Source organism: Actinomadura roseirufa (assembly GCF_900659635.1).
Classification (GTDB): Bacteria; Actinomycetota; Actinomycetes; order Streptosporangiales; family Streptosporangiaceae; genus Spirillospora; species Spirillospora roseirufa.
In genome coordinates, this window is record NZ_CAACVB010000242.1 from 1 (window position 1) to 11189 (window position 11189).

Annotated in this window: 13 protein-coding genes; 7 read left to right on the plus strand and 6 right to left on the minus strand. The window is 74.1% G+C overall.

What is annotated here, in order from left to right; all coding sequences use genetic code 11:
- The 3 genes from E1291_RS33195 to pdhA all read right to left on the minus strand — a co-directional run.
- A partial coding sequence (locus E1291_RS33195; RefSeq protein ID WP_306434491.1) for a biotin/lipoyl-containing protein occupies positions 1-321 on the minus strand: 321 nt, incomplete at its 3' end.
- Positions 318-1352, minus strand: coding sequence for an alpha-ketoacid dehydrogenase subunit beta (locus E1291_RS33200; RefSeq protein ID WP_131742032.1), 1035 nt, complete (start codon positions 1350-1352; stop codon positions 318-320). The genes E1291_RS33195 and E1291_RS33200, both read right to left, overlap by 4 nt.
- 11 nt (positions 1353-1363) lie before the next feature.
- On the minus strand, positions 1364-2455 hold the full coding sequence (pdhA, locus tag E1291_RS33205) for a pyruvate dehydrogenase (acetyl-transferring) E1 component subunit alpha (RefSeq protein WP_131742033.1): 1092 nt from the start codon (positions 2453-2455) through the stop codon (positions 1364-1366).
- Between the two features lie 130 nt (positions 2456-2585).
- Here pdhA and E1291_RS33210 point away from each other — a divergent pair, with 130 nt between their 5' ends.
- Positions 2586-3230, plus strand: coding sequence for a GntR family transcriptional regulator (locus E1291_RS33210; protein WP_242614534.1), 645 nt, complete (start codon positions 2586-2588; stop codon positions 3228-3230).
- A gap of 102 nt (positions 3231-3332) precedes the next feature.
- The gene (locus E1291_RS33215; RefSeq protein ID WP_131742035.1) at positions 3333-4562 is read left to right on the plus strand and encodes an NRAMP family divalent metal transporter; all 1230 of its coding nucleotides are present in this window, start codon (positions 3333-3335) and stop codon (positions 4560-4562) included.
- A 144-nt stretch (positions 4563-4706) separates the two neighbouring features.
- On the opposite strand, the gene E1291_RS44945 is transcribed toward E1291_RS33215, so the two are convergent.
- Positions 4707-4829 carry a hypothetical protein gene (locus E1291_RS44945; RefSeq protein WP_306434492.1) on the minus strand — a complete coding sequence of 41 codons (123 nt, stop codon included), beginning with the start codon at positions 4827-4829 and terminating at the stop codon, positions 4707-4709.
- A gap of 26 nt (positions 4830-4855) precedes the next feature.
- Here E1291_RS44945 and E1291_RS33220 point away from each other — a divergent pair, with 26 nt between their 5' ends.
- Together E1291_RS33220 and E1291_RS33225 are read left to right on the plus strand one after the other, a co-directional pair.
- On the plus strand, positions 4856-5647 hold the full coding sequence (locus E1291_RS33220; RefSeq protein ID WP_131742036.1) for a putative hydro-lyase: 792 nt from the start codon (positions 4856-4858) through the stop codon (positions 5645-5647).
- A gap of 48 nt (positions 5648-5695) precedes the next feature.
- Positions 5696-6100, plus strand: coding sequence for a hypothetical protein (locus E1291_RS33225; RefSeq protein WP_131742037.1), 405 nt, complete (start codon positions 5696-5698; stop codon positions 6098-6100).
- Here E1291_RS33225 and E1291_RS33230 read toward each other — a convergent pair.
- Entirely contained in the window at positions 6097-7743 is a 1647-nt protein-coding gene (locus tag E1291_RS33230; RefSeq protein ID WP_131742038.1) for a glycoside hydrolase family 13 protein, read from the minus strand. The two genes, E1291_RS33225 and E1291_RS33230, sit on opposite strands and share 4 nt — an antisense overlap.
- 202 nt (positions 7744-7945) lie before the next feature.
- Between E1291_RS33230 and E1291_RS33235 the strand changes: the two genes are divergently transcribed.
- Both E1291_RS33235 and E1291_RS33240 read left to right on the plus strand, forming a co-directional pair.
- A complete protein-coding gene (locus E1291_RS33235; protein WP_242614535.1) occupies positions 7946-8638 on the plus strand; it encodes a nucleotidyltransferase domain-containing protein in 693 nt (230 codons plus the stop codon).
- The gene (locus E1291_RS33240) at positions 8635-9387 is read left to right on the plus strand and encodes a nucleotidyltransferase domain-containing protein (RefSeq protein ID WP_242614536.1); all 753 of its coding nucleotides are present in this window, start codon (positions 8635-8637) and stop codon (positions 9385-9387) included. Before E1291_RS33235 ends, E1291_RS33240 begins: the two co-directional genes overlap by 4 nt.
- 26 nt (positions 9388-9413) lie before the next feature.
- Here the strand turns inward: E1291_RS33240 and E1291_RS33245 are convergent, their stop codons facing one another.
- Positions 9414-10160, minus strand: coding sequence for a hypothetical protein (locus tag E1291_RS33245; RefSeq protein WP_131742040.1), 747 nt, complete (start codon positions 10158-10160; stop codon positions 9414-9416).
- Between the two features lie 187 nt (positions 10161-10347).
- On the opposite strand from E1291_RS33245, the gene ribA reads away from it, so the two are divergent.
- Positions 10348-11040 (plus strand): GTP cyclohydrolase II, encoded by a 693-nt coding sequence (ribA, locus tag E1291_RS33250; RefSeq protein ID WP_131742041.1) that lies wholly within the window; start codon positions 10348-10350, stop codon positions 11038-11040.
- Positions 11041-11189 lie beyond the last annotated feature (149 nt).

An 11189-nucleotide genomic window follows, 5' to 3' on the forward strand; every position in this document is an offset into this window, starting at 1 on the left:
GGGCTCGTCGGCCGGGGCGGGGGTCTCCGCGGGGGCCTGCCGCTCGGCCTGTTCCGGGGCGGGCTCGGGCTCGGCCGGCGAGCCGCCGGGCGGGACGATCACCGCGATGGGGGCGCCGATCGCCGCGGACTCGCCCTCGGCGACCAGGATCCGGTCGAGCACGCCGGCCTCGTACGCCTCGTACTCCATGACCGCCTTGTCGGTCTCGATGTCGACGATGACGTCGCCGACCTCGACCTCGTCTCCCGGCTTCTTCTGCCAGGAGCTGATGACGCCCTCCTCCATGGTGTCGGAGAGCCGGGGCATGAGGATCTCGGTCACGGGGTGGTCTCCAGGACGGGACGGCCGGTCGCGCGCAGCGTCGCGCGGACGGCGGTGAGCAGGGAGTCGGCGGACGGCAGCGCCGCCGTCTCCAGGGACTTGGCGTAGGGGAGCGGCACCTCCGCCATCGCGACGCGCCGCACCGGGGCGTCCAGCCAGTCGAAGGCGCCCTCCTGGATCGTCGCGGCGATCTCGGCGCCGATCCCGTAGGTGAGCCAGTCGTCCTCGGCGACGACGGCGCAGCCGGTCCGGCGGACCGACTCCACGATCGTCTCGCGGTCCAGCGGGCGCAGGCTGCGCAGGTCGACGACCTCGGCGGACACGCCCTCGGCGGCGAGGGTCTCGGCGACCTCGGCGGCGACCCGCGCCATCCGCGAGTAGCCGATGATCGTGATGTCGGTGCCGGGCCGGGTGACCGCGGCCCGGCCGATCTCGGCGGGCTCGATCTCCTCGACCGGGGCGGGCAGCGGGCCCTTGGTGTTGTAGAGGGCGAGGTTCTCCAGGAACAGCACCGGGTCGTCGTCGCGGATCGCGGCCTTGAGCATCGCCGACGCCTCCGCCGGCGTGCTCGGCGCGAGGACCTTCAGCCCGGGGACGAACGAGTAGAACAGCTCGACGTTCTGCGAGTGCGTCGCGCCGAGCTGCTGCCCGCCGCCGCCCGGGGTGCGGATCACCATCGGCACGCTGGCCTGGCCGCCGAACATCCCGTAGATCTTCGCCGCGTGGTTGACGATCTGGTCCAGCGCCAGCAGCGAGAAGTTGATCGTCATGATCTCCACGACGGGCCGCAGGCCCAGCATCGCGGCGCCGATGGCGGCGCCGACGAAGCCCTCCTCGGCGATCGGGGTGTCGCGCACGCGGCGCGGCCCGAACTCCTTCAGCAGCCCCTCGGTGATCTTGTAGGACCCCTCGAAGAGCCCGATCTCCTCGCCCATGAGGAAGACGTTCTCGTCCCGCAGCATCTCGGCGCGCAGCGTGTCCCGGAGGGCCTGGCGGTAGGTGACGTTCGCCGCGCTCGGCTGGTCAGGCATGGGTCGGCTCCTCAGGAACGGAAGACGGGGTCGGCGGGCAGGCGGCGCAGCTCGCCCGGGACGGGCGTCGCGTAGGTGTAGTCGAACAGCGTGGAGACCTCGGGCGCCGGGCTGGCGTCGGCGAACGCGGCGGCCGCGTCGACCTCGGCGGTCACCTCGGCGTCGAGGCGGTCCCGCTCGTCGTGCGAGAGGATCCCGGCCTCCTCCAGCTCCAGCGCCATGCGGGCCAGGGGGTCGGCGGCCTTGAGGCCCTCCTTCTCCTCCTTGGACCGGTAGCGGGCCGGGTCGACGACCGAGTGGCCCTTGAGCCGGGGGCTGAGGGTCTCCAGCAGGTACGGCCGGCTCTCGGCGCGGGCGCGCTCGACCGCGGTCCGGGCGGCGTCGCGGACGGCCAGGACGTCGGTGCCGTCCACCCGGGCGCTCTCCATCCGGTACGCGGCGCCGCGCCGGTACAGCTCGGGCTCGGCCGCGGAGTTCTCGACGGTGGTGCCCATCCCGAGGCCGTTGTTGATCACGACGAAGACGACGGGCAGGTCCCAGAGCCCGGCGATGTTCAGCGACTCGTGGAAGGCCCCGATCGCGGTCGTGCCGTCGCCCATGTGGCACATCACGACCTCGTCGCCGCCCTTGTAGGAGACGGCGAGCGCGGCGCCGGCCGCCAGCGGGACCTGCCCGCCGACGATGCCGTAGCCGCCGAGCAGCCGCGCCTCGGCGTCGAACAGGTGCATCGACCCGCCCCAGCCCTTGGACACCCCGGTGGAGCGCCCGTACAGCTCGGCCATGACCCGGTCCGCGCCGATGCCCTTGGCCAGGGCGTACCCGTGCTCGCGGTAGTTGGTGAACAGGTAGTCGGCGGGGCGCAGGGCCGCCATCAGGCCGACGACCGTCGCCTCCTCGCCGAGGTTCAGGTGGCAGTACCCGCCGATCTTGGCCTCGGTGTACGCGCGCGCGGCGCGCTCCTCGAACCTGCGGATCAGCAGCATCTGCCGGTAGTAGCCGATCAGCGTCCCGGCGTCGGCCGACGGCGCGGCCTTCGGCCGGGCGGCGCCGTTCCCGCGCGTGCGCCGGGCGCGGGCGGGGGCGGCCTGGGTGGTCTCAGCCATCGGCGACCTTCCTCTGTCCAGGATGACGCCGTAGGATCGCCACGGCGCTCACCGATCATCATTGATCAATGATCGATCATATTCTACCCAGTCAAGACCCCTGACCGGCGGCCGTCTACCATTGACTCCCGTGAACGCGCCCATCCCCGCCCAGTTGCTCCGCACGGGGCTCGCCGACCAGATCCGCGAGTTCATCGTGGACGGCATCAGCGCCGGCCGCTGGGAGCCGGGCGAGCGCCTGGTCGAGCGCCGCATCGCCACCGAGCTCGGCGTCAGCCAGGGCCCGGTCCGCGAGGCGCTGCGCCAGCTCGAGGCGCAGCGGCTGGTCGAGACGCTGCCCAACCGGGGCGCCCGCGTCCGCGCCTTCACCGAGCAGGACCTGGCCGAGATCTTCCCCGTCCGCGCGGGGCTGGAGCGGACCGCGGCGGAGCTGGCCCTGCCGCACGCGGCCAGTTGCCTGGACGCCCTGGAGGAGCACAACCGGCGGCTCGGCGAGGCCGTCCGGGAGGGCGACCTGCACGAGCAGATGCGGCTCAGCATCGCCTTCCACCGCGCGATCGTGGAGGCGGCCGGCAACCGGCTGCTCGTCTCGGTCTGGGAGGGCCTCGGCATCGAGCTGTGGACGACCCTGTCCCTGCGCCTGCACCACACCGAGATCTACTCCAAGTCCGCCGAGCACGCCGAGCTGATCGAGGCGTTCCGCCGCCGCGACCCCGAGGCGCCGCGGATGCTCCACCAGCACGTCATGAACTACGCCCCCGGCGCCGCGCACTGATCTCGCGCCCCGATCCCGGTCCGGCGGTCGCCGCGGGCCGGGACTCCTGCCGGGCGCCGCGCTTACGCTTGGCCGGACGCCGACTCCCCGAAGGGAGCAGCCATGACCGACCCGGCCGCCGTGGGCACCGGCCCGGCCGAGGCCGCCGCCCCCCGCCGCGGTGCCCTGACCGGCCCCATGTTCCTCATGGCCACCAGCGCCATCGGCCCCGGCTTCATCACCCAGACCACGCTGTTCACCGCCCGGCTCGGCGCCGCGTTCGCCTTCGCCATCGTGGTGTCGGTCGTGGTCGACGTCGCGATCCAGCTCAACGTGTGGCGCGTGGTCGGTGTCTCCGGCAGGCGCGCCCAGGACCTCGGGAACGCGGTGCTGCCCGGCGGGGGCTACGCGCTGGCCGCGCTCGACCTGTTCGGCGGGCTGGTGTTCAACATCGGCAACGTCGCCGGCACGGCGCTCGGCCTGAACGCCCTCCTCGGCCTGGACGTCAAGGCCGGCGGCGTGCTGTCGGCGCTGGTCGCGGTCGCGATCTTCCTGATCCGGCGGGCCGGCGCGGTGATGGACCGGATCGTGATCGTGCTCGGCGTGGTCATGATCCTCATGACCCTGTACGTGGCGGCGGTGTCCGGGCCGCCGCTCGGCGCCGCGCTGCGCGAGAGCGTCGCGCCCGGCGAGGTGGACTTCCTGGTCATCACCACGCTGATCGGCGGCACGGTCGGCGGCTACATCACCTACGCCGGCGCGCACCGGATGATCGAGTCCGGGGTCGGCGGGCCCGGCGACGTCCGCGAGATCACCCGCGGCGCGGTCACCGGCGTCCTGGTCACCGGGCTGATGCGGGTGCTGCTGTTCCTCGCGGTGCTCGGCGTCGTCGCGGGCGGCGTCCACCTGGCCGAGGCGAACCCGGCCCCCTCGGCGTTCGAGCACGCGGCGGGCGAGACCGGCCTCCGCGCGTTCGGGCTGATCATGTGGTCGGCGGCGATCACCTCGGTGATCGGCGCGTCCTACACCTCGGTGTCGTTCCTCGTCTCGTTCTCGCCCTGGGTGGAGCGCCACCGCGACCGGCTGGTGGTCGCCTTCATCGCGGTGTCCACGGCGCTCTACCTGGCGATCGGCGCGGGGCCGGCGAAGCTGCTCGTCCTCGCGGGCGCGCTGAACGGGCTGATCCTGCCGTTCGGCCTCGGGCTGCTGCTGTGGGTGGCGGCGCGCCGCCGCGACCTGCTCGGCGGCCACCGGTACCCGGCGTGGCTGCTCGCCCTCGGCGTCGCGGCCTGGCTGCTGGCGTTGTACTTCGGCTGGCACGCGCTGTCCGGCCTCGACGACCTCTGGGGGTGAGCGGGCCGCGCCGAACCCGCCGGACGGCGCCGCCCCGCCGGTGACCTGCGGGTTCGCCCGTTCCGACCCGGAAATGAAGTTCGTTTCGTTTCATGGGAACCCTGGGGAGGGGCTCCCCGTTGTCGAAAGCGAGGGCCACTGGCTTCAGTCCAGGACCTCGGGCGTCCGGGGAACGCGGTGCTCGGCGTGGGGGTGTCGGGCACCGCGGACCCGGACGTGCACGGGCTCGCCGCGGCCGTCCGCGGCGCGCCGTCCCGTGCGCTCCACCGTGCCGACCTCCGGCAGGAGACCGGATGACCGACCCCGCCGACCCGGCCGCGCTGTCGCCCGGCCAGGCCAGGGAGCTGTTCCGCGGCGGGCTCCGGGTGCCCACCGCGGGCTGGTGCGCGGGCTGGACGCAGGCGAACCTCATCGCCGTCCCCCGCGACCAGGCGTACGATCTGCTGCTGTTCGCCCAGCGCAATCCCCAGCCGTGCCCCGTCCTCGACGTGACGGAGCCCGGCGAGGCGTCGGCGTCGCTGTTCTCCGGTGACCTGCGCACCGACCTGCCCGGCTACGTCGTCTACGAGGACGGCCGTCCGGTCGCCGAGACCACCGACGTGACCGCGTACTGGCGCGACGACCTCGTCTGCTTCCTGATCGGGTGCAGCTTCACCTTCGAGGGGGCGCTGCGCGAGGCGGGCGTCCCTGTCCGGCACATCGAGCAGAACCGCAATGTCCCCATGTACCGGACGAACCGGATGTGCCGCCCCGCGGGGGTGTTCGGAGGCCCGCTCGTGGTGTCGATGCGCCCGGTGCCCGCCGGGCGGGTCGCCGACGCGGTCCGGGTGACGTCCCGCTACCCGGCCGTGCACGGCGCGCCCGTGCACATCGGCGATCCCCGGGGACTGGGCATCGCCGACCTCGGCGCGCCCGACTTCGGCGACCCGGTCGACGTCCGGGCGGGCGACATCCCCGTCTTCTGGGCCTGCGGGGTGACGCCGCAGGCCGCCGTGACCGCCGCCCGGCCGGCGCTCGCCATCGGGCACGCCCCCGGCCACATGGCGATCACCGACGTGCGCGACCGCGCCCACGCCGCGCCCTGAATCGGGCTTCACCTCACTTCACCTGCGGTTCTGCGAGAGAATCCGGCCATGCTCGCCTTGGGAACGGCAGTCGCGGTCGCCCTCTCCGGCCTGGCCGGACTGCCCGGCCTCGGCGCCGACGCGGACGTGCTGGTCGCCTACGAGCGGACCGGCGGATTCGCGGGGGTGCACGACCACGTCACGGTGGACGAGTCCGGGGCGGCCGACACCGGGGGCGGCCGTGTCGCCCTCGCGCCGGGCGAACTCGCCGCCCTGCGCCGCGACCTCGCGCGGATCACCACCGCGGGGTCGTCCCGGGTGGGCTGCGAGGTCGTCGACCACTTCACCTACACGCTCACCTACCGGGGACGCCGCTCCACCCGCTGCAGGCTGCCGTCCGACTGGCGTCCCGCGGTCGTCCGGCTGGACGGTCTCGCCGGGCGCGGCGCCCGCCCGCTTCCCGCGCGGCGCTAGGCGTCCCACCACAGGGCGGTGTCCGGCGGCAGTTCGACGTGGCCGCCGTCCGCCCGGACGGGCCCGCTCGCCAGCAGCGGCGACCCGGGGGCGGGGACGCGCACGGGACGTCCGGACGCGTTCACGGCGCACCCGAGCAGCCGGCCCTCCCCGCCGCTCCCGCCCTCGGCCTCCCGGACGAACAGCAGCGTGCCGGGCGGCCCGGGGAGCCAGCGCAGCCGCCCGTCGCCGAGGGCGGGGTGCTCGCGCCGGATCCGCAGGGCCTCCCGGTAGAGCGCGAGCGTCGACCCCGGGTCGGCGGACTGCGCCGCCACGGTCAGGTCGCGCCAGCCCGCGGGGATGGGGAGCCAGGGCGCGGCGCCCGCGCCGAACCCGAACGGCGGTTCGTCGCCCTCCCAGGGCAGCGGGACGCGGCACCCGTCGCGGCCCGTGCCGTCGCCCCGGAGGTGCTGCGGGTCCCGCAGGAACTCCGCGGGCAGGTCCAGCACCTCGGGCAGGCCGAGCTCCTCGCCCTGGTACACGTACGCCGAGCCGGGCAGCGCGAGCGTCAGCAGCGCCGCCGCGCGGGCCCGCCGCAGCCCGCGCTCGCCGCCGCCGTACCGGGTGACGTGCCGTTTCACGTCGTGGTTGGACAGCACCCAGGTCGCTGGGGCGCCGACGGCCTCCGCCGTGCGCAGCGACTCCTCGACGACGTCCCGCAGCGCGGACGCCTCCCACGGCGCGGTCAGGTAGTGGAAGTTGAACGCCTGGTGCAGCTCGTCCGGCCGGGTGTAGGCGGCGATGCGCTCGGGCGTCGGCGCCCACGCCTCGGCCACGCCGATGCGCTCCCCGCCGTAGGAGTCCAGCAGCCGCCGCCACGCCCGGTGGACGTCGTGCACGGCGTCCTGGTCGAAGTACGGCAGCGCCGCCGTGCCGAGCATCTCCGCCTGGCCCGCGCGGCCGACGTCCGGCAGGCCCGGCGCCTTGGCCATGCCATGCGCGACGTCCACGCGGAACCCGTCCACGCCGAGGTCGAGCCAGAACCTCAGGATCCCCTCGAACTCGGCGTGGACCTCGGCGTTCTCCCAGTTCAGGTCGGGCTGCCCGGACGCGAACAGATGCAGGTACCACTGCCCGTCCGGCAGCCGCGTCCACGCCGGCCCGCCGAACACCGACTCCCAGTCGTTCGGCGGCAGCGAGCCGTCCGGGCCGCGCCCGTCGCGGACGATGTAGCGGGCGCGCTCGGCGGAGCCGGGGGCCGCCGCCCGTGCCGCCTCGAACCAGGCGTGCCGGTCGGAGGTGTGGTTCGGCACCACGTCCACGATGACCCGCAGGCCGAGCGCGTGCGCGCCCGCGACCAGCGCGCGGACGTCGGCGATCGTGCCGAACAGCGGGTCGACGTCGCGGTGGTCGGCGACGTCGTAGCCGAAGTCGGCCATGGGGGAGACGTAGAAGGGGGTGATCCACAGCGCGTCCACGCCCAGCTCCGCCAGGTACGGCAGCCGGGACCGGACGCCGGGCAGGTCGCCGACGCCGTCGCCGCCGGAGTCGGCGAAGCTGCGGACGTACACCTGGTAGATGACGGCGTCGCGCCACCAGCGGGCGGCTCCGGCGGGGGCGGTGGAGGCGGCCTCGGCGGTCGCGGGGAGGGTGTCCTGCGTCATGATCGTCCTTCGGGTCGGGGCGGCGTCGACCGGGCGGGGTCGGTGCGGGACGCTAGCAATGGGCCCCGCTGGGGCGAACGATCCGCAGGAACCTCCATCGCCGTCGTGCTCACTTTGTCACTGTCCAGAAGTGCGGTGTCACCTTCCCGAGGCGCCCGGAAACCGGTTGGTGTCACGGTCCCGTCTGCGCCAGGCTGCGTCCGTGACCCCCCACGCGTCCCTCGACCTCGTCCGCGACCACACGGTGCTGTCCGTGGTGGTCGGCTCGCGCGCGTACGGGCTGGCGACCGAGGACAGCGACGTCGACCGGCGCGGTGTCTTCGCGGCCCCGGCGCCGCTGTACTGGCGCTTCGCCAAACCGCCCACGCACCTGGACGGCCCGCTGCCCGAGCAGTTCTCCTGGGAGTTCGAGCGCTTCTGCGAGCTGGCCCTCGCGGCGAACCCGACCGTCCTGGAGTGCCTCTGGTCGCCGCTGGTCGAGCGCGTCACGCACGTCGGGGAGGAACTGCTGGCGGTCCGGGAGGCGTTCCTTTCCCGGCACGCGCACCGCACGTTCATCCGCTACGCCGACGCCCAGTTCCGCAAATCGCAGGCCGACCTGCGCAACGTCGGCCGGCCCAGGTGGAAGCACGTCATGCATCTGCTGCGGCTGCTGGAGTGCGGCGCGCACCTGGTGAAGCACGGCGTCCCGCTCGTGGACGTCAGCGCCCGGCGCGACCGCCTGCTCGCCGTCCGCCGCGGCGAGGTCGGCTGGGACGAGATCGAGGCGTGGCGTTCGGCCGTCACCGCCGACATGGACGAGGCCCTGGACCGAAGCCCCCTGCCTGCCGACCCCGACCGGGGCCGCGTTGAGGACCTCCTCGTGTCCGTCCGCCGAAGGAGCGTGGACCAGTGAACCTGCCGGAGGGCATGCTCGCCCACCTGGACGAGAACCACCCGTACGCGCGTGGGTTCCTCACCGTGAGCGGTGCTCACCTGTACGGGTTCCCGTCCAAGGACTCCGACGTCGACATCCGGGGAGTCCACCTCATGCCCCTGGAGGATGTCGTAGGGCTGGAGACGGGTACAGAGACCGTCACTTTGACCTGGGACCATGTGGGTGTTGAGGCCGACGTCGTCACCCACGACCTCGCGAAGTTCTGTGGCCTGCTCGTGCGTCCCAACGGCTACGTCCTGGAACAGGTCGTCTCACCACTGGTCGTGGCCACGTCTCCATTGCACGCCGAACTGCTGGAGCTCGTCCCAGGTCTGGTGACGTCCAACCATGCTCACCACTACCTGGGATTCGCCCGTTCCCAATGGCAGCTCTTCGAGAAGACGGGTGAATTGAAGCCGCTGCTCTACACGTTCCGGGTACTGCTCACGGGCATTCACCTGATGCGCGCGGGCGAGGTTCAGGCGGATCTCACCCGGCTCACCGCGCACGGCCCGTCCTACCTTCCGTTCCTGGTCGAGGCCAAGCGGGCCGCCGAGCACGGTGCGCTACCGCCCGGTGCCCCCGCGGCGGACCGCCTCCGCGCCGACGTCGACGCGCTGACGGCCCGCCTGGAGGACGAGCGCTCGCGCACGTCACTGCCCGAGCGGCCGGGAGCCGGCCGTGCCCTGCACGACCTGGTCGTCCGCGCCCGCCTCGCCGGCCGCTGACCCGCCACCGGAGGTCCCCAGGCGGATCACCCGTCGCCGCCGGAGGAGGCCGGGACGGTGCCCCCGGGCGTCGGCTCGGGCGGCTCCGATCGCGTGGGGCGGACGGTCGGGAGAGGCGTCCCGGGACCGGTCAGCCGGACGAACGTGGGCCTGCCCGGCAGGTTCTGGTGGATGACGAGGCGGGTCGTGGCGCCGCCGGTGCCCGGCGTCTCGGCCCACACCGAGATCGTGCAGGCGTCGCCGACCTCGCTCAGGCGCCGGTGCGCGCAGCCGCCGGCGTCGAACGCGAAGCCGGGCACGGACCCGTCCAGCTCGACCGCGCCGATCAGCAGCGGCTCGGACCCCACACTGATCACGCGGACCCGGCGGGCGCAGTCCCGCCCGAGGCACTCCAGCTCCAGCGACTCCGGCTTCACCCGGATGGCGGGGCCGTCCGCCGAGGATCCGCCGGGCCCGCCGGCGACCCCGCCGGGAAGCGGAAGATGCGGCGACTGGTCGGTCGTGATGTCGAAGACCGCGAAGCCGCCGTAGGTGAGGCCCAGCGCCAGCAGGGTGACGAACACGCCGACGCCCACCCGCAGCGGCTGGTGCCGCCCGGCCGCGCTGATCAGCGGGGCGATCGCCGCGCCCGCGGCCGCCGCGACGAGCGCGGCCTCCGGCGAGGCGTCCAGTTTCCGCGTCACCAGCGTGCCGATGATCGAACAGCAGACCGCACCGAGGATCTCCAGCGCCACCGTGCTGGAGTGGCGCTGCCGCATGGGCTGCCGGGTCACCACCCATGGAACGTAACCCGCCCGGACGGTGCCGGGCGGGCACCGTCCGCATCCGGACGACTCCCGTCCGGAAACGGCCTCGGCAAGGTCTGGATCGCGTCCTCTGAACCTTCGGGGGCCTTCCCGCGTGTCAGTGGTGAGGGGCGGGCACGGCTCGGCTTGACCGTCCGGCCCGGAAGGGGGAGCGATGCGCGGTGCGGGCTTCGACGGCGACGGCTTCGACGGCGAGATCGCGGAGGCCGATCTGCGGACGCGGCGCGGTGTCTTCCACGCCGTCGCGTTCCGGGATCCGGTCGACGGGCACGAGCACATGGCCGTTGTGAAGGGGGACGTGCGGGGCCGCCCCGGCGTCCTCGTCCGCATGCACTCCGAATGCCTGACGGGCGACGTCCTCGGCGCCACACGGTGCGAATGCGGGGACCAGCTCGCCGCCGCCCTGGACGCGCTCGCGCGCGAGGGCAGGGGCGTCCTGGTGTACCTGCGCGGGCACGAGGGCCGGGGGATCGGCCTGGTCGCGAAGCTCCGCACCCACGTCCTCCAGGACGACCACGGGCTGGACACCGTCGACTCCGCGACCGCCATCGGACTGCCGGTGGACGTGCGGGACTACGGCCCGGCGGCGCGTGTGCTGGACCATCTCGGCGTCCGGTCGGTGCGGCTGCTGTCGAACAACCCTGCGAAGGTCCGCGCGCTGGAGGCGTACGGGGTCACCGTCACGGCCCGCGTGCCGCTGCTCGTCCCGGTCAGCGACGACAACGCCCGCTATCTGATCGCCAAGCGCGACCGGCTGGGCCACGACCTGCCGCAGCTCGACGTGGTCCCCGCGGGCGCGTCCGTGCCGCCCGGCCGCGCGGCACGGCCGGACGAGGTGCGCGGATGACGCGCGCCCGGGAGCTGGCGGCGGCGGTGGCCGCGCTGGCCGCGCTGCTGGCGGTGTGCGGCCGGGGCGGGACGCGGATCCACTCGCCCTTGCCGAACAGGGCCCACGTCCAGCCCGCGAGGACGGCGACCAGCAGGGAGGCCGCGAAC

Bases quoted from the DNA above. Each gene is read 5' to 3' on its own strand.
- E1291_RS33200 (WP_131742032.1), bottom strand. From the start codon at position 1,352: ATGCCTGACCAGCCGAGCGCGGCGAACGTCACCTACCGCCAGGCCCTC.
- pdhA (WP_131742033.1), bottom strand. From the start codon at position 2,455: ATGGCTGAGACCACCCAGGCCGCCCCCGCCCGCGCCCGGCGCACGCGC.
- E1291_RS33215 (WP_131742035.1), top strand. From the start codon at position 3,333: ATGACCGACCCGGCCGCCGTGGGCACCGGCCCGGCCGAGGCCGCCGCC.
- E1291_RS33220 (WP_131742036.1), top strand. From the start codon at position 4,856: ATGACCGACCCCGCCGACCCGGCCGCGCTGTCGCCCGGCCAGGCCAGG.
- E1291_RS33225 (WP_131742037.1), top strand. From the start codon at position 5,696: ATGCTCGCCTTGGGAACGGCAGTCGCGGTCGCCCTCTCCGGCCTGGCC.
- E1291_RS33230 (WP_131742038.1), bottom strand. From the start codon at position 7,743: ATGACGCAGGACACCCTCCCCGCGACCGCCGAGGCCGCCTCCACCGCC.
- ribA (WP_131742041.1), top strand. From the start codon at position 10,348: ATGCGCGGTGCGGGCTTCGACGGCGACGGCTTCGACGGCGAGATCGCG.